A 19,329-nucleotide genomic window follows, 5' to 3' on the forward strand; every position below is an offset into this window, starting at 1 on the left:
GGCCTCCGATTCGGTTGCTACTCCGGGATCAACTACGCCGGTATCAGTCCTCGGCGTCGCGCGCCTGCGCAGCGAGCGCCCGTTCGACATCGGCCAGATTCTCGAGCACGAGTCGGCGCAGTGCCGGTGCAGCGTCCTGGTGGGCGGCCAGCCAGCCGCGGGTCGCGTCGCGGAGGGCGATGTCGGCCAGGGCCGTCGGGAAGAGCCCGACGATCAGGTACTGCGCGATCTGATAGGTGCGCGACTCCCAGACGGGGAGCAGCATGTCGAAGTACGCGGGGACGAACTCGCTCAGCGCCGCTGCTCCGGACGGGTGCGTGAAGCCGAGTGCCGCCGAGCGGACGATCGTGTTCGGGGCGTCATCGCGCTCGATGAGCGACGCCCATGCGGCCTTCTTCGACGCCGAGTCCGGGAGAGAGGCGCGGGCCTGTGCCGCGAACTCCCCGCCCTTGGCGGTGTTGTCCGCGGCGAGAGCGGCATCGATGGTCGCGGCATCCGTCGCGCCGATCGTGGCGAGGCCCACGAGGAGCTGCCAGTTCAGGTCGGCATCGATCTCGAGCCCGGGCAGGGTGTCCTCGCCGGAGCGCAGACGCCCGATGATGCCGGCATGCTCCGGGGTGACCAGCGCGTTGGCGAAGGCGGTGACGAACTGCAGCTGGCTGTCGCTGCCCGGCTCGGCGGACTCCGCGAGACTCCACAGGCCGTCGGCGATCTTCAGCCGCGCCGCCTCGCGGTCGGCCGGCGTGACGTACAGCGTCGCCGCAGTGCGCAGCTGGGCGAGCGTGGTGCGCACCGTCGTCGACTCGGTCTCGCGACCGATGTTCCCCAGCACGAGGTCGAGGTACTCCGAGGCCCCGGTCTCGGCGTCGCGGGTCTGATCCCACGCGGCACCCCAGACGAGCGAGCGGGCGAGCGGGTCGTGGATGTCGGCGAGGTGCGCGATCGCGGTGGCGAGCGACTTCTCGTCGAGGCGGATCTTCGCGTAGGCGAGATCGTTGTCGTTGAGCAGCACGAGGTCGGGCCGGGCGAGACCCTGCAGCTCGGGCACCTCGGTGCGGTCGCCGTCGACGTCGACCTCGAGGTAGTGCGTGCGCGTGAGCGAACCGTCGGTCAGCGTGTAGAAGCCGATTCCGAGCCGGTGCGGACGAATCGTCGGGTAGTCCGCCGGCGCGGTCTGCGTGATCGCGAAGCGCGAGATCTTTCCATCGTGGTCCTCTGCGATGACCGGCTCGAGCGTGTTCACGCCGGCGGTCTCCAGCCACTTCTTCGACCAGGAACCGAGGTCACGGCCGCTGGTGGCTTCCAGCTCGGAGAGCAGGTCGCTCAGCTCGGTGTTGCCCCAGGAGTGCTTCTGGAAGTACTGCGACACGCCCGCGAAGAACGCCTCGATGCCGACCCAGGCGGCGAGCTGCTTCAGGACGGAACCGCCCTTGGCGTATGTGATGCCGTCGAAGTTCACCTGCACGTCTTCGAGGTCGTTGATCTCGGCGACGATCGGGTGAGTGGATGGGAGCTGGTCCTGGCGGTAGGCCCAGGTCTTCTCCATGGCATTGAACGTGGTCCACGCCTCGGTCCACTCGGTGGCCTCGGCGGTGGCGATGGTCGACGCCCACTCAGCGAACGACTCGTTCAGCCAGAGGTCGTTCCACCACTTCATGGTGACGAGGTCACCGAACCACATGTGGGCGAGCTCGTGCAGGATCGTGACGACGCGGCGCTCCTTGACAGCATCCGTCACCTTGCTGCGGAAGACGTAGGTCTCGGTGAAGGTGACCGCTCCCGCGTTCTCCATGGCGCCGGCGTTGAACTCCGGCACGAAGAGCTGGTCGTACTTGGCGAACGGGTACGGCACGCCGAACTTCGACTCGAAGTAGGCGAAGCCCTCGCGCGTCTTGTCGAAGATGTAGTCGGCGTCGAGGTGCTGCCACAGGCTCTTGCGGCCGTACACGCCCAGCGGGATGACACGGCCGGAGGCGCTCGTCAGCTCCGAGAAGGTCGATTCATACGGTCCGGCGACGAGTGCGGTGATGTACGACGAGATGCGCGGGGTCGGCTCGAAGCCCCAGGTGGCGGTGACGTCGTCGTCGTGCACGATGGGCTCGGGCGTGGGGGAGTTGGAGACGACCTTCCACGCTGCCGGTGCCGTCACGGTGAACTGGAACGTCGCCTTGAGGTCGGGCTGCTCGAAGACCGCGAACACGCGGCGCGAGTCGGGCACCTCGAACTGGGAGTAGAGGTAGACCTCCCCGTCGACGGGGTCGACGAAGCGGTGCAGTCCTTCTCCCGTGTTGGTGTATTCGCAGTCGGCGTCCACGACGAGGACGTTCTCGGCCTGCAGCCCGGTGAGCGCGATGCGCGAGTCGGCGAAGACCTCGTTCGGGTCCAACTGCTCGCCGTTGAGCGAGATCTCGCGCACCTCGCGGGCGATGAGGTCGATGAAGGTGAAGCCCTCCGGTGTCGCGGTGAAGCGCACCACGCTGCGGGAGCCGAACACTTCGGCGCCCTTGGTCAGATCGAGGGCGACTTCATAGGACTGAGTGTCGACGACGTCGCGGCGCTCCTGCGCTTCGATGCGGGTGAGGTTCTCTCCAGGCACAGCTGTACTCCCAGGGGTGAGGGGATGTCACCGGGGCTGGGCGCAGTTGGCGCCGACGGCAACCCTGACAGCCTACGCCAGTGCGACGGATGCCCTCTCGCAGCGGCGCAGGAACGGAAACGGATAGAAACGGTGAATGCGCGCACTCCCGCACTCCGCCGAGGTGGGAGGATGGAGGGGTGACTGCGATCGAGCCGAATGTCGTTCCCTTTGCTTCGCCTGCTGCCTCCGGCGGTGCGCCCTTCGTGACCACGCCGGTCGCCTACGACGCGATCCTTCTCGCCGGATTCGGCGGGCCGGAGGGTCAGGAAGACGTGATCCCGTTCCTCCGGAATGTGACGCGCGGGCGCGGCATCCCCGACGAACGACTCGAAGAGGTTGCACACCACTATCGTCACTTCGGCGGAGTGAGCCCGATCAACGGGCAGAACCGTGTGCTCAAGCAGGCGCTCGAGAACGCCCTGGTCGAGCGAGGCATCACGCTCCCTGTCTACTGGGGGAACCGCAACTGGGCCCCGTACCTGGAAGAGGTCGTCACCGAGGCGTCGGGCAACGGTCACAACACCCTCCTGGCTTTCGCCACCAGTGCATACAGCTCGTTCTCCAGTTGCCGTCAGTATCGCGAGGACTTCGCCCGCATCCTCGAGGAGACGGGCCTGGGCGAGACCGTGACGATCGACAAGATCCGTCCCTTCTACGATCACCCGGGGTTCGTCGAAGCGTTCGAGACCGGCGTGCGGGAGGCTGTCGAAGGCTTCCTCGCCGAGGGTGTCGCCGCAGCCGACATCCAGATCCTCTTCTCGACGCACAGCATCCCGACGGCCGATGCCGAGCGCTCCGGTGCACGGGACATCGACTGGGGCGAAGGCGGTGCGTACGCCGCACAGCATCTCGCCGTCGCCGCCTGGGTGATGGACCGCGTGCGGCAGACCGTTCCGGCATCCGCCGATGTGTCCTGGGAACTCGTCTACCAGTCCCGTTCCGGCCCCGCCTCGCAGCCGTGGCTCGAGCCCGATGTGTGCGACGTGATCGGCGAGCTGCCCGAGCGCGGTCGCAAGGCCGTCGCCGTCGTACCAGTGGGCTTCATGAGCGATCACATGGAGGTCCTGTGGGATCTCGACACCGAGGCGGCGGAGGCGGCGGAGGAAGCAGGTCTCTCCTTCACGCGCACTCCCACCCCGGGCGTGTCGCCCGCGTTCGTGACGGGCATCGTCGACCTGATCGAGGAACGTCTCCAGGGCCGTCCCAACGAGGAGCGCGCGCATGTCACCTCTCTTCCTGGCGGTTTCGACGTGTGCCGTCCCGGGTGCTGCGAGAACATCCGCGCGGGCTTCAAGCCGGCCGCGGCTGGTGTCGCCCCGTGACCTCTCGGTGATGCACGCGCACTTCTAGGATGGGAGTCATGCGCATCCACATCGCCACCGACCACGCGGGCCTCGACTTCTCCACCCAGCTGCAGGGACATCTGCGCGCAGCCGGACACGAGGTCGTCGATCACGGTCCGATCGAGTACGACGCGGTCGACGACTACCCCGCGTTCTGCATCCGCGCGGCTCAGGCGGTCATCGCCGATCAGCGGGCGGGCGTCGAAGCTCTGGGTGTGGTCTTCGGAGGTTCCGGAAACGGCGAGCAGATCGCTGCGAACAAGGTGGAAGGCGTCCGTGCCGCACTCGTGTGGAACCTCTCGACAGCAGAACTGGCCCGCGAGCACAACGACGCCAACGTGATCTCCATCGGCGCACGACAGCACACCTACGACGAGGTCACCTCGTTCATCGACCGTTTCATCGAGACGCCGTTCTCCGGAGACGAGCGCCACGTGCGGCGCATCGGCCAGATCGCGGACTTCGAACGCGACGGCTCCCTGCTCCCGGACCCGCGGGCCTGAGATGCCCGAGGGTCATTCCGTCCACCGGATCGCTCGTCAGTTCGACCGCAACTTCGTCGGCAAGACGCTGAGCGCCTCCAGCCCGCAGGGCCGGTTCGCCGAAGGTGCCGCTGTCCTCGACGGGCGCGCGGCGGTGAGCGTGCAGGCCGTCGGCAAGCAGATGTTCCTCGAGACGGAAGGCGATCTGTGGCTCCGCGTGCACCTCGGTCTGTACGGGGCGTGGGATTTCGCGGGCGAGATCCTCGTCGACCCGACCATCGCCTCGGCGAACGGGCGGATGGGCCAGACCAACCAGCGGGGTACCGTCCTCGACGAGCCGATCCTCGATGATGCGGGGGAGAACTCGCTGGCGTCGATCGGAGCCCCTCGACGCACCCGGGTGCATGTGCGCATGTCGGAGCAGACGAAGGGCCTCGCCGACGAGGGGATGGAGTGGCCTCCTCCTGTCGTCGGGCAGGTGCGCCTTCGCCTGATGACCGACATCACCGCAGCCGACCTCCGAGGACCGACCGCCTGTGTGCTGCAGACGCCCGAAGAGATGCTCGCCACCGTCGCCAAGCTGGGGCCCGATCCGCTCGTCGGCGATCCGGTCGAGAACGAAGAACGGTTCGTCCGGGCGGTCCGGAAGAAGCCGACGGTCATCGCACTCCTGCTCATGGACCAGTCGGTCGTGAGCGGCATCGGGAACGTGTACCGGGCCGAGATGCTGTTCCGGCAGCGGCTGAATCCGCACACACCTGGTCGGGATGTGCCCGAAGACGTCGTGCGTGCGCTCTGGAACGATTGGGTGCGGCTGCTCGCCGTCGGTGTGGAGACCGGGCAGATGATGACGATGGACGGCCTCACAGGTGCGGACTATCGAGCGGCGATGGCAAACCGCGACGACCGCCACTGGGTGTATCACCGCGCGGGGCTTCCGTGCCGCATCTGCGGGACGGAGATCGCCCTCGAGGAGATCGGCGCGCGCAAGCTCTACTGGTGCCCCCGTTGTCAGGCCTGACCACGCACCTGCCACCGCCATCCGTTCTAGGCTGATCGAATGCGACAGAATCCCAGCTTCACGCTGGCCGACGTGACCGAGATCCGCCGAGTGATCGAGGCGAATCCGTGGGCGACGATCATGAGCGCGGGCGATGACGGACTCGTCGCCTCCCACTACGCCGTTCTCCTCGACGAATCGCGCGACGACCTGACCGTCGTCGGGCACGTCGGCCGTCCGGACGATCTCATCCACGGCATGGGCCGGCGAGAGATGCTCGCGGTGTTCCAGGGTCCACACGGTTACGTGTCTCCGGGCTGGTACGGCGATGTCGCCGCCGTGCCGACGTGGAACTACACCGCCGTGCATCTGGCCGGCGTGCCTGAGATCCTCACGGACGAAGAGAACCTCGTCGTCCTCGACCGGCTGGTGGAGCGATTCGAATCGCGGATGCCGGAACCGAGGCGTATGTGGGAGCGTCCGAACGACCCGGGATACATCGAGCGGCTCGCTTCGGGGACTGTCGGCTTCCGGTTGACGCCGACCCGCGTCGTCGCCAAGAGGAAACTCAGTCAGAACAAGCCGCCGGAGACGATCGAGACGGTGATCGCCGCGCTGTCGACCGACGGACCGTATTCCAACCCGGCTCTCGCCGCGGAGATGCGGCGCGCACAGGACGCGCGCCGAGGAGGACCACAGCAGTGACAGAACGCGGAGCGGCGATCGACACCATCACGGCCGTGCGGATCGCGGGCCCCGGGCGCGAATTCCTGATGGATGACGAGCCCGTGGACATCTTCATCGCCGACGGGCGCATCGTCGACATCGCGCCGACCGGTGCATTGCCGGCGCGGGGCGAGGTCATCCGCGGTGATGGCGCCTGGGCCGTTCCGGGGCTCTGGGACAACCACGTGCACACGGTGCAATGGGCTCTGGCATCGGAACGAGCGCCGCTCGGTCACGTGGAATCCGCCGCCGCTGCCGCCGCGGCGATGAGCGGCGTGGCCCCGTTGCCGGATGGACGTCGTGTCGGCACCGGTTTCCGCGACGCCCTGTGGTCGGATCGGCCCTCACTCGACCTCCTGGACGCGGCGACCGGGGACATCCCGACCTACCTCATCAATGCCGACGTCCACAGCGTCTGGCTCAACACCGCGGCGCTCGCTCGTGAGGGGTTCCGGAGCGACGATGGTGTGCTCCGCGAGACCGACGCCTTCGAGATCTCGCGGCGCCTCAACGCGGTCGACGCCGCCCATGGCGACCGCGCCATGATGCGCGCTGGAGAGCAGGCCGCCGCGCGCGGCATCACCGGCCTGGTCGACTTCGACATGGCGTGGAGTGCGGAAGCCTGGCCGCGACGGGTCCAGGCCGGCTTCGTCTGGCACCGTGTCGAGTTCGCGGTCTACCCCTTCGACCTCGACCGTGCGATCGGCGCCGGGTTGCGCACGGGAGAACTCCGCGAGGAGCACGACGTTCCGACACCGGGTAGAGGCCTGGTCCACGTCGGGCCGCTGAAGATCATCACCGACGGTTCGCTGGGCACGCGAACCGCCGCCTGCTCGCACTCCTATCCCGGTGACCCCGACAACTTCGGGATGCTCACCGTGCCTTCCGATGAACTCGTCGCGCTCCTGACCCGGGCGACAGGCGCTGGTCTGGGCGTGGCCGTGCATGCGATCGGCGACCGGGCGATCACCTCGGCGCTCGACGCCTTCACCACCACGGGCGCCGTCGGGTCGATCGAACATGTGCAACTCGTCCGACACAGCGATCTCGCGCGGTTCGCGCGCCTCGGGGTGGTCGCCAGCGTCCAGCCGCAGCACGCCGTGGATGACCGTGATCTGGTGGATCGCCACTGGGCGGAGCAGACCGCGATCGGCTATCCGCTGGCATCGCTGCGCGATGCCGGCGTGCACCTGCGTTTCGGATCCGATGCACCCGTCGCCGAGCTCGACCCCTGGCACGCCATCGCGGCTGCGGTATCGCGCACCGACGACGCGCGGGAACCCTGGCATCCGGAAGAACGGATCACAATCGACCAGGCGCTCGAGGCGAGCGTGCGTTCGTCGGTGCGTCCGGGCGAGCCCGCCGACATCGCCCTCTGCGCTGCAGATCCTCGCACGGCGACAGGGGCGGACCTGCGATCCATGCCCGTTCGCTCCACGATTCTGGCCGGATACGTCACCCACATCGGCTGATCTTCCGCACGCACGAAGCGCGCACGAAGAAGGGGCGATCCTCGGAGAACCGAGGATCGCCCCTTGCCGATCAGATCAGGCGGCGATGTGCGAGACCAGGAACCAGCGGTCCTTCTCGAGGCCGCGCTGGATCTCGATCGCGACGTCCTGGCTGGTGAGGTCGACCTCGTCGAGGCCGTCGACGGCGGCCTTGACGTCGACGAGGATCGCGTCGATGTCAGAGATGACGGCGCGGATCAGTTCGTCCGACTGGGCGAAGCCGGCGGCGACGGAGGTGGTTCCCGCCTTGTCGGCGACTGCGTTGACGCGAGCGTCGATCGGCAGACCGAGCGCGACGATCCGCTCTGCGGCGGTGTCTGCGAAGTCACCGGCGTGGGCGACGATCGTGTCGAGCAACTCGTGGACGCCGATGAAGTTGGCGCCGCGGACATGCCAGTGTGCCTGCTTGCCGTTGATCGTCAGCGCCTGGAGGCCGAGCACGACAGGGGAGAGGAACTGGGCCGCCCCTGCAGCCACGGTCGGGTCGATGGCGGTGGTGGAAACGGTCTGTGCCTTGCTCATCTTGTGCTCCTCTGGAACGGGTTCTCGTATCTGATGAAGACAACGCTACTCAGCCTCATACATTCCGCAAGCAAGCTGAGGCTCGGCTCACTTCCGCGTGATTCCGGGGAAGTGAGGGTAGTCTCGCCTCATGAGCATCGCGTCCGGAGCCTCTGTCCTCGCCCTGCCGAACAGCACACCGTCGATCGACGCGACGGCATTCGTCGCAGACGGGGCGCGCATCATCGGTGAAGTCTCCCTCGCCGCCGGTTCCAGCGTCTGGTACAACGCCGTGCTTCGTGGCGACTCGGCCGGGATCGTCATCGGTCCCGGCTCGAACGTGCAGGACAACGTCTCGGTGCATGTGGATGCCGGACACCCGGTCGTGATCGGTGCCAAGGTATCGGTCGGACACAATGCGGTCGTCCATGGCTGCACGATCGGCGACGGCACGCTGGTCGGCATGGGATCGGTGATCCTCAGCGGTGCGGTGATCGGTGAAGGCTGCCTCGTCGCCGGAGGCGCCGTCGTACTCGGCGGGACGGAGATCCCCGCCGGTTCCCTCGTCGCCGGTGTTCCCGCGAAGGTGCGTCGGGCACTCAGTGACGAGGAGCGTGCGGGACTCATCGCCAACGCCGACATCTATCTGGGGCACTCGCAGACGCACTCATCGGCTACCTCGGCCTGACGGCCCCGGCCGCTAGGCTGGGAGGAGTACGGGGCGGTGGCCAAGCTGGTTAAGGCAGTGGGCTCATAACCCAACGATCGCGGGTTCAAGTCCCGCCCGCCCTACTCCTCAGCCACGACCGCTCCCGGGTTCCCTCCGCCCGAGCAACAGCCGGCATTGCCGCGGCGAGACGAACGGATCCAACCGCTGCATCTCGAGCGGCCCGTCGCTGAGCTGGAGCACGTCGCGGACGAGCTGGGCGTGAACGTCGCAGACGAGCGCCTGATCTTCCGCCAACAGCCCTTGATAGCGGCACGGAGCCAAGTCGAAGCGCAGCGCCGCTTCATCGACGACGGGGTCCAGACCGGCGTCGTCGAGGTGTTCGTAGAGGACGTCGACCTGACGCAGGGCGTCCTCCTCGAGCGCAGTCGGGGCATCGTCCGTCACGGCTCGGAGCATCCGCCCCCGCTCGCTCGCCCCGTCGACGCGCGAGCGCGTGACGGTGTTCGATGTCACGTCGCGCACAGGATGGAAGACGACGGACGGACGCCCTCGACCGCCGGACCTTCGTGTCTCACTGCGGATCAGCCCCTCGTCCTCCAACACCCGCAGATGATCCCGGACGGTGTTCAGCGGGATGCCGCTCTCCTCGGCGAGCGCGCCGGCGCGCCGGCCGGGCGCCTGTTGTATGGCGTGCAGCAGCTGGAGTCGACGCGGCTGAGTGAGTCCTCGGAAGTCATGGGCGCGACGGGGCATGTGGCGAGGATAGGCGGGCGCGAACAGTCCTGGACTCCTTTCCACCGGAAATAACCCGGTGAAAGACCCGGCGCGTACCCTCGCCGCGGGAAAGGGTGGGAGAACCATGACGATGAAGAGAAGGGAAGTCATGAAACTCTCAACGGAGTCCGAGGCGGTCGTGCGTGCGACCGCGGGAGTCGTCGCGCAGCATGCGGACGAGATCACGACGCTGTTCTACCGCGAGATGTTCGCCGCACATCCGGAACTGCTCCGTGTGTTCAATCGTGCAAACCAGGCGATAGGCGAGCAGCCCAAGGCGCTGGCCGCATCGGTGGTTGCGTTCGCCGTCCACCTCATCGACCCCGAGGCCCCCGATTTCACGCCCGTCATGCGCCGGATCGCTCACAAGCACGTCTCCCTGGGCATACAGGCACGCCAGTACACGATCGTCGGGCACCACCTCCTCGACGCTGTCCAGACGGTCCTGGGCGATGCCGTCACCCCCGAGGTCAGAGCCGCCTGGGACGAGGTCTACTGGCTCTTCGGCTGCTCGCTCATCGCGGAGGAGGCGAAGCTCTATGCGCAGGGCGGAACCGATCCCGAGCAGCCGTGGCGCACACACCGCGTCGTGGAGCGCGTGGTGGAGTCCGACGACGTCATCTCCCTGCTCCTCGCTCCCGTGGAGGGGGCAGTGGCCTCGCACCGTACCGGCCAGTACGTCACCATCGCCGTCGACCTGCCGGATGGCTCCCGACAGCCGCGCCAATACACGATCTCCTCCGGGCCGCGAGGCGATTCGCTGCGGGTGACGGTGAAGCGGGTACGCGGTGAGGGCGGCCTGCCCGACGGCCTGGTGTCGACCTGGCTGCATGAGCACGCGCATCCCGGAACAGTGCTCGACGTATCGCAGCCGGCAGGCGATGTCGTGCTCGACGACGACGAGCACCCGCTGATCCTGGTGTCGGCGGGTATCGGCATCACTCCGATCGCTGCGATCGTCGAGGACCTGTCGCGACGTTCTCCCGGCCGCACTGTGCGGCTCTTCCATGCGGACCGCGCCCACGACACGCACGCGCTGTATCCCTCACTTCGTCGTCAGGTGCTCGCGATGGACGACGCCAGGGCACAGAACTGGTACGCGAAGGACGCAGACGGGGCCCCGACCCTGCATCCCGCTCTTCCGGGCAGGATGGACCTCACCGATGTGGAGCTGCCGGAAGACGCGGTCGTGTTCATGTGCGGACCCCTCGAGTTCATGCGGAACGCGAGAGCGACCCTTCTGCGCCGAGGAGTGCCCGCTGAGCGGATCGCCTACGAGGTCTTCGGCCCCGATCTCTGGCTGCAGCAGCCCGCGACCGACGCCGCCTGAGGTCTCCGCACACAGGGGAGGAGGGGAACGGGCGCGCGGATGTCAAGCCCCTCCTCGGCGGTGCCGCACCACGCCATGCTTTCGATGTGCGGCACCGCGCCGCAGAACGGGAGGCACCATGAGCATCGGCAGCGGAATCGCGCTCTTCGTGATCGGGGCGATCCTCGTCTTCGCAATCAACGTCGACGTTCCCTGGGTCGACCTCGACATGGTCGGCTACATCCTGATGGGGGCCGGCGTCGTCGTCTTCCTCATCGGCATCGTGCTGCTCGCACGTCGGCGTCGCACCGAGACGGTGTCGCGCACCTTCGTCGATCCCGCCACCGGAGAGCCGACGACGCGTCGCTCCGTGAGCACCAGCGGCGACGAAGCGGTGTGAGCCCAGCCGCTGACGGCGTCCAGCTCGGAGGGTGTCGGGCGCCGTCAGTCGGCGGTGACGCTCTCGAGATGTTCCTCGACGAGCGTGATGCCACCGCTCGAACTCGCGGAATGAGCCAGCTCTTCGATCCACCTTCTGCTCAGCTCCGGCGTCTGTGCGTCCTGGAAGACGAAGCGGAGCGGGATCGAGGGATGCAGCCACAGGGTGGAACGTCCGGGCGCATCGCCGTCCGGGTGCCGCCACGAGAGGGTGAAGCTCTCGTTACGACGGAGCTTGGTGGCGATGACCACTTTGAGATGCGCGAGCGCGCGGTCATCGATGTGGATGGGAGTCTTCGCGTCGCCGTAGTAGAGGCTTCCCATCAGCGTGGGGACGATTCGTGGGGGTGGCGCGCGTGGACCATGGTTCTCCTCGGGGGCGTGCTCGCAGGACCGAGGTCCGGGACACTCGAACTCTAACCGCAGATCGCTCCGACGCCCCGCGCTCGCCCCCGACCCGCCGAGCGACGCGAAGAGAATATTCGTTCCCTGTCAGGTCGATGGCAGTGCGGGCGCCATCCCGTACGCCTCGCGGTAGGCCGAAGCGAACCGCGAGGAGTTGCTGAAGCCCCAGCGTCGAGCGACCTCGCCGACCGAGCGACCCCGACCGTTGCGGAGATCACGATGGGCGCCGTCGAGGCGCGCCCGACGCAGAGCATCCGCAGGCGTGATATCGAGCGCGCGCCGGAACGCGTATTGCAGACCGCGAGTGGAGATGTAGGACGCGGCCGCGACGTCGTCGATGGTGATCGCCAGATGCGCGTTCGCATCGATGTAGGCGAGCGCTCGGCGAACGGCCGCCGGTGCACCGGCGCGCTGCGCCGGGCGCCGCAGCGATTCGGAGAATGTGGTCGGGAACGCCGAAAGCGTGATCATCAGGGCATGGCGTTCGAGCTCGGCGACGAGCAGATCGTCTGCGATCCCGTCCCGCAGGGACTGGTCGAGGTAGGCGAACATCCGCTCCCACCGTTGGGAATCCATGACGGAGTGCGGCGCGAGTCCGGTCGTGCGAAGCTCTCGCCGATCGTCGCCCGTGATCTGCCGCGCTCTGCTCTGCGCGGCCTGATGGTCGAAAACGATGGCGCGAACGCGAGCCGACCGGTCCCATCTGGCCTCGACCTCAGTGCCGTCCGACATCCAGACGGCCTCGGCGTCCAAGGAAGCGCGCCCCGACCAGACGCGCGCGTCCGGGGCGTCCACACGGCACACGAGCAACTGATCCTGCGGCTCGGCCCGCGAATGCACCTGAGCGGAAAGGCGATAGTCGACGAACGACGCGGTCTCGAGTTCCTCGGATCGCCAGTCGAATCGAAAGCTCCGCGGATCAGCATTCTGCAGAGAGGCCGAGGGAACGAACTGCTGCCACGTGGACTCGACCCGTTCGAGATCGACGGACGTGAACTGCATGGGCTGCTCCTCGTGCTTCGCGCCCTGATCCCACTCGAGGGCGCACCATCTGGAGCGTATCCCACGACACCTGATTCCGAGCCGAGGAGCAGCGACGCACGTCACTCCACGATGGGGCCGGCGTGCCGCACCGGCCAGCGTCCATCGAGCATGTCATCGGGTTCCAGACGTCCGATGCTCACGAAGTACTCGGTGAGGTTGGCTGCCTGCGAGCGGGCCCAGCCGATCTGGTGCGTGTGGAGCTGTACCGGATTCTCGGGGAGACGGAACTGACGGGCGAGCGCCTGCGCCACGCGCCCGGCGGCGATCGCATCCGCAGACGCTTCGTGGGCGCCCTCCAACGGGACGGCGTAGTGCGCCGCGACCACCTCGAGCGTGCGTCGACCGCGCCGGTAGCGGTCATACGCCTTGTCGATGACGAGCGGATCGATCACCGGTGCGGGGTCGGTGAGCGGGTCGACCCCGTGCCGAGCGGCTTCGCAGGCGAGCAGCGAGAAGTCGAACGACGCGTTGTATGCGACGACCGGCACACCCTGCCGGAACAGGGACCGCAGGGCAGCAGTCACTTCGGCGACCACCTCAGGGACGGGCCGCCCGTGGGCTCGCGCGTGCGCTGTCGTGATCCCGTGCACCGCGGTTGCGCCGTCGGGGATCGGCACACCGGGGTCCGCAAGCCACGAACGGGCCGCGACCTGTCTGCCATCGGCGTCGAGGATGCCGACGTAGGCGGTCACCACGCGGTCCGACTCGACGTCGACTCCGGTCGTTTCCAGATCGAACACCCCGACACGGGTGAGCCAGGCAGGAAGCGGGGGACCGACTGGCATGGCTTCACGCTATGGTCGGCCGCGGACATTCAGGAGAAGGCGCACGGCGACTCGTAGACTCTGAGGATGACCGTGCCTTCCCCGTATGCGGACCGTCTTCGTCGTCTGCCCGTGCAACGCCACGAGGTCGAGGTGCGCGGGGCGACCACGGCGTACTGGGCGTATGGACCCGAAGACGCCGGGACGACCGTCGTCGCGGTGCACGGCTTCCGGGGCGAGCACCATGGCCTCGAACCGGTGCTCGCATACCTCCCCGAGGTGCGGGTGATCGCGCCCGACCTTCCGGGCTTCGGCGAGTCGGCCCCGCTGCCGGGACGCCGTCACGATCTCGACGAGTACGCCGGATGGCTCACCGACTTCGCCACCGAGGTCGCACCCGGCGCGGTCATCCTCGGCCACTCCTTCGGGTCGATCGTGACGGCCGCGGCGGTGGCCCGCGGATTGCAGACTCCGCGCCTGATCCTCGTGAACCCCATCGGTGCCCCCGCGCTCGAGGGACCCAAGGGGCTCATGACGCGCCTGGCCGTGTTCTACTACGCCCTCGGCGCCCGGCTCCCGGAGAATCTCGGAACCGCGCTGCTGCGCAATCGGATCATCGTGCGGGTCATGAGCATCACGATGGCCAAGACGAAGGACCCCGAGCTCCGGCGGTTCATCCACGACCAGCATGACACCTACTTCTCCCGGTTCTCCGATCGTGATGTGCTCCGCGATGCCTTCGTCGCGAGCGTCTCGCACGACGTCCGCGAGTTCGCGCCCGACATCGACGTTCCGACGCTCTTGGTGGCAGCTGAACGCGACGACATCACGCCGATCGAAGCGGAGCGGAAGCTGGCGACGCTCTTCCCGGACGCCGGGTTGGTCGAGATCGCCCACGTCGGGCATCTGATCCACTACGAGACGCCGGCGGAGGCCGCAGGGGCGATCCGGCGCTTCCTCAGGATTCCCGTCGTGCGAGGCCGATGAGGCCGGCCACACGGAACGGGATCACCTCGCCCATGGCGAGTGAGGTCTCGGTGCGTTCCACTCCCTCGATCGACAGGATGCGCGCGTCGGTGTCGAAGAGGTGACGCGCGTCGCGACAGGCCACGCGTGCGAGCAGATCGATCGATCCGCTGAGCCCATGCGCCTGCACGACTTCGGGAATCCGGGCGAGTTCGTTGATGATGCGAGGAAGCTCCGTCTGGCGGACGCCGATGCTCACGAACGCCTGCAACGGGAATCCGAGCACGTCCGGCGAGAACGACCTCTCGTAGGACAGGAAGATCCCGCTCTGCTCGAGACGTGCCATCCGCGCCTGGATCGTGTTGCGGGACAGGCCCAGGCTCTCCGCGAGCGCGACGATCGTGGTCCTCGGGTCGTCAGCGAGTGCGGCGAGAAGCTCGAGATCGATGCGGTCCAGTCCTGGCATAGTGCCAAACCTTAGCAGGAGCCTTCCGTGCCAAATTGAGCAACATGCTCAAGCCCTTTCAGAATGCTTGAGCGAGGTGTTGAGCAGACGTACTCTCAGACCATGCCGGTGATGACGCTGGCATCAGTGCGCGGAGCCTCACGAGGGCCGCCGAGGACGAGGAGGACGACGATGTCACCGCAGATCACCCCCATCGCAGACACCGCCCAGGATCTGGAGCTCTCGGAGCGCATCCTGAATCCGGACGGCAGTCGCATCGCGAACCCTCGGCTGGATCCTTTCGTCGCCGACATCGACAGTGCGCAACTGCGTTCACTGCTGCGGGACATGGTCATCCTCCGGCGGATCGACGCCGAAGGCGTCGCCCTGCAGCGCCAGGGACAGCTCGGCCTCTGGGCACCCTGCCAGGGGCAGGAGGCGACCCAGATCGGCACGGCACGCGCCATCGCGCCGGAGGACTACGTGTTCCCGAGCTACCGGGAGACCGGGGTCATCTACGCGCGCGGCGCCCAGCCGGGCGACTATGTGCGCATGTGGCGCGGCGAGGAGGGCGCCGCGTACGATCCGGCCGCACTCGGAGTCGCGCCCTTGCAGATCATCATCGGTGCCCAGACACTGCACGCCGTCGGCTATGCCTTGGGCATCCAGCACGATGGCGCCAAGGAAGTCGCGGTCACGTACTTCGGCGACGGTGCCACCAGTCAGGGCGATGTCAACGAGGCGATGATCTTCGCCGCCTCGTACCAGGCCCCCGTGGTCTTCGTCTGCCAGAACAACCACTGGGCGATCTCGGAGCCCGTCTCCGTGCAGTCGCAGTATCCGATCGCCGGGCGGGCTCCGGGGTTCGGTATCCCCAGCGTCCGCGTCGACGGCAACGATGTGCTCGCCTGCATGGCTGCCATGCGCTGGGCCCTCGATCATGCACGTGCCGGCAAGGGGCCCGCCTATATCGAGGCGGTCACGTATCGAATGGGGCCGCACACCACGGCCGATGACCCGACGCGCTACCGTGACCAGGACGAACTCGAATCCTGGCGCCGACGCGATCCGATCGCACGGCTGGAAGCCCATCTGCGCGCCACGGGAGATCTGACCGACGAGCACCTCGCCGAGACCCAGGCGGCAGCAGACGCGGTGGCGAAGGAGATGCGCGCCGCATGCCTCGGCATGGTCACGCGCCCGCCCCTCGCGGTCTTCGACGGCGTCTACGCCGAACCGCACACCGGGCTCGAGCGTCAGCGTGGTGAGTACGCCGCGTACCTCGCCTCCTTCGAGGGCGAGGCCGGCGCATGACCGAACTGACCCTCGGAAAGGCGCTCGGCGCGGGACTGCGTCAGGCGATGCGCGACGACGACAAGGTGGTGCTGCTCGGAGAGGACATCGGGAAACTCGGTGGCGTCTTCCGCATCACCGACGGGCTGCTCGACGAGTTCGGCGCAGCGCGGGTGATCGACACTCCGCTCGCGGAGTCGGGCATCGTCGGAACAGCCGTGGGCCTGGCGTTCCGCGGTTATCGGCCGGTGGTCGAGATCCAGTTCGACGGCTTCGTGTACCCCGCGTTCGACCAGATCGTCGCTCAGGTCGCGAAGCTGCACTACCGCACCCAGGGCCGGGTGAAGATGCCGATCACCATCCGCATCCCGTGGGCAGGAGGCATCGGCGCCGCCGAGCATCACTCGGAGTCCCCGGAGGCCTACTTCGTGCACACGGCCGGTCTGCGCGTGATCGCGGTCTCGAACCCGGAGGACGCGTACCGCAGCCTGCGACAGGCGATCGCCTCCGACGATCCGGTGATCTTCTTCGAACCGAAACGCCTGTACCACCACAAGGGCGATGTCGACCTGGAGGCGCCGCTCGCGGACGCAGCGCCCATGGGACTCGCGCGCGTCGTGCGAACCGGGAACGACGCGACCCTGATCACCTACGGGGCGATGGTCTCCACGGCGCTTCAGGCGGCCGACGCTGCAGCGGACGAGGGCGTCTCTCTCGAGGTCATCGACCTCCGCTCGCTCTCACCGGTGGACTACGACTCGGTCGCCGCCTCGGTGCGCAAGACGGGACGCGTGGTCGTCGCCCACGAGGCCTCTCGCGAGGCCGGCGTCGCAGCCGAGGTGATCGCGAGCATCACGGAGCGCTGCTTCGAGTACCTCGAGTCGGCGCCGTTGCGCGTCACCGGACACGACGTCCCCTACCCGCCCGCAAAGCTCGAGAAGTATCACCTTCCCGATCTCGATCGGCTGCTCGATGCCGTCGACCGGGTGCTGGACCGACCGAACAGTCTGACGGGAGCAGGGGCATGATCGCGGAGTTCCGTCTTCCGGACCTCGGAGAGGGACTGACCGAAGCCGAGGTGGTGACCTGGCTCGTCGCCCCCGGCGACGCGGTCTCGCTCAACCAGACTCTCGCGGAGGTGGAGACGGCGAAAGCGGTCGTCGAGCTGCCCTCGCCCTATGAGGGCACGGTATCGGCCCTGCACGCCGAGGCCGGCCAGACGGTCGCCGTCGGTGCTCCGCTGATCGCCTTCGATGTGGTGGGGGAGGACGAGGATGGGCCCGCGCCCGCGTCGGATTCCGAGGAGAAGGCGCAGCCGAACCTCGTCGGCTACGGTGCCGCCCCCACGACCGCCGGCCGCCCTGCGCGACGGGCACGGCGCATCGGAGCCACCCCGGCACCGGTCGACACAGCCGTTCTCGAGGCCGCACCGCATGACGCCACCCCCTCGGCAGCCGTGGATGCGGTCATCGAACGGCCGCGCTCCACCCCGCCCGTGCGCGCTCACGCCAAGCGTCTCGGCATCGATCTCGTGCTGGTCGCCGCCGACGTGGGGGATCGAGTCATCACCCGCCGCGACGTCGACGAATACGCAGAGCGGATCGCCCACCGCACGCCGCGTGCCGACGACCTGTCGTCGACGCCCACCCCGTCGAACGCGTCAGTGCTCACAGACGCGGAGCGAGAGACCCGCATCCCCATCCGCGGCGTGCGCAAGCACACGGCGGCGGCGATGGTGCAGAGCGCGTTCACGGCCCCCCATGTCACGGTCTTCCACACGGTCGACGTGACCGCGACGATGGACCTGTTGTCGAGTCTTCGCGACGATCGCGCCCTCAGCGCACACCGGATCGGCCCGCTCGCGGTGGTCGCGAAGGCCGTCTGTCTCGCTCTGAGCCGCACGCCCGGGCTCAACTCGCGTTGGGACGAGGCCGCCGGGGAGATCGTCCAGCACAACTACGTCGACCTGGGGATCGCCGCCGCGACGGATCGGGGCCTCATCGTCCCGATGATCCGTGATGCGGAGCAGTTGACCCTCGTCGGTCTCGCGGATGCCGTGAAGTCGCTGGCCGAGGTGGCCCGTGCGGGGAAGACCTCGCCGGCGGAACTCGCAGGCGGCACGTTCTCGATCTCGAACATCGGAGTCTTCGGCGTCGATGCCGGCACACCCATCCTGCCCCCGGGGCAATCCGGGATCCTGGCCGTCGGAGCAGTGCGGCGTCAGCCGTGGGAGCACCACGGCGAGATCGCCCTGCGGCAGATGATGACCCTCAGCCTCTCGTTCGATCACCGTCTGGTCGACGGAGCCGAGGGGGCGAGCTTCCTCAAGGATGTCGCCGACATCCTCGAAGAGCCCGGACGGGCGATGCTGCTCAGGTAGTCGCGCGCAGAGCCGCGTCCGCCATCGCGATCAGTACGGTCGCGGTGGCGGAATGCCGCCTGGCGGCGGCACGGGTGCTGTGCGGAGTCGAGTTGATGAGCCCGAAGCATGCCTGCACGCGCAACCGCAGCTCATCCTGATCCGCGCCGCCGCCCGGCGTCCCATGCAACGGCGACAAGGCTGCCATCCACAACTCGATGTACGCGCGCTGGAGGCGGCGGACCTCGGCCCGGTCCGTCTCGGAGAGGAACGCGACATCACGATCCTGCACCTGGATGACCTCGGCATTGCCCAGCGCGAACTCGACATGGAAGCCGATCAGCGCACGCATCCGCTCGTCGGGGGTCGGAGTTTCCTCGGAGACCTGCCGTCCACCGCGGATCAGATCCTGACTCACCTTGACGAGCACGGCCCCGAGCAGTGCCTGCTTGCCGGCGAAGTGACGGTAGACGGCCGGTCCGGATACGCCGACGGCAGCCCCGATGTCCTCCAGGCTCACGCCGCTGTATCCACGCGCGGCGAAGAGACGCGCGGCAGCGTGCAGGATCGCATCCGACCGTTCAGCCTTGGCGCGGTCTCGGGCGGTGACCGGGCTTGTCATCTCAGTTAATCCTCGCTAACCTGAATCAACGGGTTAGTG

The 19,329-nt window shown here is 67.8% G+C and carries 20 protein-coding genes and 1 tRNA gene; 13 read left to right on the plus strand and 8 right to left on the minus strand.

Annotation, left to right across the window (positions count from 1 at the left end; genetic code table 11):
- Positions 1–43: 43 nt before the first annotated feature.
- On the minus strand, positions 44–2,596 hold the full coding sequence (gene pepN / locus L687_RS35135; protein WP_021200521.1) for an aminopeptidase N: 2,553 nt from the start codon (positions 2,594–2,596) through the stop codon (positions 44–46).
- A gap of 179 nt (positions 2,597–2,775) precedes the next feature.
- Here pepN and L687_RS35140 point away from each other — a divergent pair, with 179 nt between their 5' ends.
- The 5 genes from L687_RS35140 to L687_RS35160 are packed head-to-tail and all read left to right on the plus strand — an operon-like array spanning position 2,776 to position 7,661.
- Positions 2,776–3,960, plus strand: a complete 1,185-nt coding sequence (locus L687_RS35140; RefSeq protein ID WP_021200522.1) for a ferrochelatase — start codon at positions 2,776–2,778, stop codon at positions 3,958–3,960.
- Between the two features lie 38 nt (positions 3,961–3,998).
- Positions 3,999–4,484 carry a ribose-5-phosphate isomerase gene (locus tag L687_RS35145; protein ID WP_021200523.1) on the plus strand — a complete coding sequence of 162 codons (486 nt, stop codon included), beginning with the start codon at positions 3,999–4,001 and terminating at the stop codon, positions 4,482–4,484.
- 1 nt (position 4,485) lies between these two features.
- A complete protein-coding gene (locus L687_RS35150) occupies positions 4,486–5,484 on the plus strand; it encodes an Fpg/Nei family DNA glycosylase (RefSeq protein ID WP_021200524.1) in 999 nt (332 codons plus the stop codon).
- 39 nt (positions 5,485–5,523) lie between these two features.
- Positions 5,524–6,168 (plus strand): FMN-binding negative transcriptional regulator, encoded by a 645-nt coding sequence (locus L687_RS35155; protein ID WP_021200525.1) that lies wholly within the window; start codon positions 5,524–5,526, stop codon positions 6,166–6,168.
- On the plus strand, positions 6,165–7,661 hold the full coding sequence (locus L687_RS35160; RefSeq protein ID WP_021200526.1) for an amidohydrolase: 1,497 nt from the start codon (positions 6,165–6,167) through the stop codon (positions 7,659–7,661). The genes L687_RS35155 and L687_RS35160 overlap by 4 nt, the downstream gene beginning before the upstream one ends.
- A gap of 75 nt (positions 7,662–7,736) precedes the next feature.
- On the opposite strand, the gene L687_RS35165 is transcribed toward L687_RS35160, so the two are convergent.
- Positions 7,737–8,222 carry a Dps family protein gene (locus L687_RS35165; protein WP_021200527.1) on the minus strand — a complete coding sequence of 162 codons (486 nt, stop codon included), beginning with the start codon at positions 8,220–8,222 and terminating at the stop codon, positions 7,737–7,739.
- 130 nt (positions 8,223–8,352) lie between these two features.
- Here L687_RS35165 and L687_RS35170 point away from each other — a divergent pair, with 130 nt between their 5' ends.
- Positions 8,353–8,889, plus strand: a complete 537-nt coding sequence (locus L687_RS35170; RefSeq protein WP_021200528.1) for a gamma carbonic anhydrase family protein — start codon at positions 8,353–8,355, stop codon at positions 8,887–8,889.
- A 30-nt stretch (positions 8,890–8,919) separates the two neighbouring features.
- Positions 8,920–8,993: transfer RNA gene (locus L687_RS35175), tRNA-Ile, on the plus strand.
- Between the two features lie 4 nt (positions 8,994–8,997).
- On the opposite strand, the gene L687_RS35180 is transcribed toward L687_RS35175, so the two are convergent.
- Positions 8,998–9,624, minus strand: a complete 627-nt coding sequence (locus tag L687_RS35180; RefSeq protein ID WP_021200529.1) for a helix-turn-helix domain-containing protein — start codon at positions 9,622–9,624, stop codon at positions 8,998–9,000.
- Positions 9,625–9,736: 112 nt separating this feature from the next.
- On the opposite strand from L687_RS35180, the gene L687_RS35185 reads away from it, so the two are divergent.
- Positions 9,737–10,975: a globin domain-containing protein gene (locus L687_RS35185; RefSeq protein WP_268741827.1), complete on the plus strand. Its 1,239-nt coding sequence runs from the start codon at positions 9,737–9,739 to the stop codon at positions 10,973–10,975.
- Between the two features lie 118 nt (positions 10,976–11,093).
- A complete protein-coding gene (locus L687_RS35190) occupies positions 11,094–11,354 on the plus strand; it encodes a DUF6458 family protein (RefSeq protein ID WP_021200531.1) in 261 nt (86 codons plus the stop codon).
- 44 nt (positions 11,355–11,398) lie between these two features.
- Here L687_RS35190 and L687_RS35195 read toward each other — a convergent pair whose 3' ends face one another.
- The 3 genes from L687_RS35195 to L687_RS35205 all read right to left on the minus strand — a co-directional run bounded on the left by L687_RS35195 (position 11,399) and on the right by L687_RS35205 (position 13,626).
- Positions 11,399–11,716 (minus strand): DUF7882 family protein, encoded by a 318-nt coding sequence (locus L687_RS35195; protein WP_021200532.1) that lies wholly within the window; start codon positions 11,714–11,716, stop codon positions 11,399–11,401.
- Positions 11,717–11,884: 168 nt separating this feature from the next.
- Complete coding sequence (locus L687_RS35200; protein WP_021200533.1) at positions 11,885–12,799, minus strand: helix-turn-helix transcriptional regulator; 915 nt, start codon at positions 12,797–12,799, stop codon at positions 11,885–11,887.
- A 101-nt stretch (positions 12,800–12,900) separates the two neighbouring features.
- Positions 12,901–13,626, minus strand: a complete 726-nt coding sequence (locus L687_RS35205) for a 3'-5' exonuclease (RefSeq protein ID WP_021200534.1) — start codon at positions 13,624–13,626, stop codon at positions 12,901–12,903.
- Between the two features lie 66 nt (positions 13,627–13,692).
- On the opposite strand from L687_RS35205, the gene L687_RS35210 reads away from it, so the two are divergent.
- Positions 13,693–14,592 carry an alpha/beta fold hydrolase gene (locus L687_RS35210; protein WP_021200535.1) on the plus strand — a complete coding sequence of 300 codons (900 nt, stop codon included), beginning with the start codon at positions 13,693–13,695 and terminating at the stop codon, positions 14,590–14,592.
- On the opposite strand, the gene L687_RS35215 is transcribed toward L687_RS35210, so the two are convergent.
- Positions 14,564–15,037, minus strand: coding sequence for an Lrp/AsnC family transcriptional regulator (locus tag L687_RS35215; RefSeq protein WP_021200536.1), 474 nt, complete (start codon positions 15,035–15,037; stop codon positions 14,564–14,566). The two genes, L687_RS35210 and L687_RS35215, sit on opposite strands and share 29 nt — an antisense overlap.
- A 171-nt stretch (positions 15,038–15,208) precedes the next feature.
- Between L687_RS35215 and pdhA the strand changes: the two genes are divergently transcribed.
- Genes pdhA through L687_RS35230 form a run of 3 tightly spaced genes read left to right on the plus strand, consistent with a single transcriptional unit; the run spans position 15,209 to position 18,689 of the window.
- Positions 15,209–16,330, plus strand: coding sequence for a pyruvate dehydrogenase (acetyl-transferring) E1 component subunit alpha (pdhA, locus tag L687_RS35220; protein ID WP_021200537.1), 1,122 nt, complete (start codon positions 15,209–15,211; stop codon positions 16,328–16,330).
- A complete protein-coding gene (locus L687_RS35225) occupies positions 16,327–17,337 on the plus strand; it encodes an alpha-ketoacid dehydrogenase subunit beta (protein ID WP_021200538.1) in 1,011 nt (336 codons plus the stop codon). Before pdhA ends, L687_RS35225 begins: the two co-directional genes overlap by 4 nt.
- Positions 17,334–18,689: a dihydrolipoamide acetyltransferase family protein gene (locus L687_RS35230; protein WP_021200539.1), complete on the plus strand. Its 1,356-nt coding sequence runs from the start codon at positions 17,334–17,336 to the stop codon at positions 18,687–18,689. Before L687_RS35225 ends, L687_RS35230 begins: the two co-directional genes overlap by 4 nt.
- Here L687_RS35230 and L687_RS35235 read toward each other — a convergent pair.
- Entirely contained in the window at positions 18,682–19,290 is a 609-nt protein-coding gene (locus tag L687_RS35235) for a TetR/AcrR family transcriptional regulator (protein ID WP_021200540.1), read from the minus strand. The two genes, L687_RS35230 and L687_RS35235, sit on opposite strands and share 8 nt — an antisense overlap.
- Between the last annotated feature and the right edge of the window lie 39 nt (positions 19,291–19,329).

Origin of the sequence: Microbacterium maritypicum MF109 (genome assembly GCF_000455825.1) — a bacterium.
Lineage (GTDB): Bacteria > Actinomycetota > Actinomycetes > Actinomycetales > Microbacteriaceae > Microbacterium > Microbacterium maritypicum_A.

What these genes read in the sequence shown, in the direction of transcription:
- L687_RS35145 (WP_021200523.1), top strand. Translation starts at nt 3,999, where the DNA reads ATGCGCATCCACATCGCCACCGACCACGCGGGCCTCGACTTCTCCACC.
- L687_RS35150 (WP_021200524.1), top strand. Translation starts at nt 4,486, where the DNA reads ATGCCCGAGGGTCATTCCGTCCACCGGATCGCTCGTCAGTTCGACCGC.
- L687_RS35155 (WP_021200525.1), top strand. Translation starts at nt 5,524, where the DNA reads ATGCGACAGAATCCCAGCTTCACGCTGGCCGACGTGACCGAGATCCGC.
- L687_RS35165 (WP_021200527.1), bottom strand. Translation starts at nt 8,222, where the DNA reads ATGAGCAAGGCACAGACCGTTTCCACCACCGCCATCGACCCGACCGTG.
- L687_RS35170 (WP_021200528.1), top strand. Translation starts at nt 8,353, where the DNA reads ATGAGCATCGCGTCCGGAGCCTCTGTCCTCGCCCTGCCGAACAGCACA.
- L687_RS35180 (WP_021200529.1), bottom strand. Translation starts at nt 9,624, where the DNA reads ATGCCCCGTCGCGCCCATGACTTCCGAGGACTCACTCAGCCGCGTCGA.
- L687_RS35185 (WP_268741827.1), top strand. Translation starts at nt 9,737, where the DNA reads ATGAAGAGAAGGGAAGTCATGAAACTCTCAACGGAGTCCGAGGCGGTC.
- L687_RS35190 (WP_021200531.1), top strand. Translation starts at nt 11,094, where the DNA reads ATGAGCATCGGCAGCGGAATCGCGCTCTTCGTGATCGGGGCGATCCTC.
- L687_RS35195 (WP_021200532.1), bottom strand. Translation starts at nt 11,716, where the DNA reads ATGGGAAGCCTCTACTACGGCGACGCGAAGACTCCCATCCACATCGAT.
- L687_RS35200 (WP_021200533.1), bottom strand. Translation starts at nt 12,799, where the DNA reads ATGCAGTTCACGTCCGTCGATCTCGAACGGGTCGAGTCCACGTGGCAG.
- L687_RS35205 (WP_021200534.1), bottom strand. Translation starts at nt 13,626, where the DNA reads ATGCCAGTCGGTCCCCCGCTTCCTGCCTGGCTCACCCGTGTCGGGGTG.
- L687_RS35210 (WP_021200535.1), top strand. Translation starts at nt 13,693, where the DNA reads ATGACCGTGCCTTCCCCGTATGCGGACCGTCTTCGTCGTCTGCCCGTG.
- L687_RS35215 (WP_021200536.1), bottom strand. Translation starts at nt 15,037, where the DNA reads ATGCCAGGACTGGACCGCATCGATCTCGAGCTTCTCGCCGCACTCGCT.
- pdhA (WP_021200537.1), top strand. Translation starts at nt 15,209, where the DNA reads ATGTCACCGCAGATCACCCCCATCGCAGACACCGCCCAGGATCTGGAG.
- L687_RS35225 (WP_021200538.1), top strand. Translation starts at nt 16,327, where the DNA reads ATGACCGAACTGACCCTCGGAAAGGCGCTCGGCGCGGGACTGCGTCAG.
- L687_RS35230 (WP_021200539.1), top strand. Translation starts at nt 17,334, where the DNA reads ATGATCGCGGAGTTCCGTCTTCCGGACCTCGGAGAGGGACTGACCGAA.
- L687_RS35235 (WP_021200540.1), bottom strand. Translation starts at nt 19,290, where the DNA reads ATGACAAGCCCGGTCACCGCCCGAGACCGCGCCAAGGCTGAACGGTCG.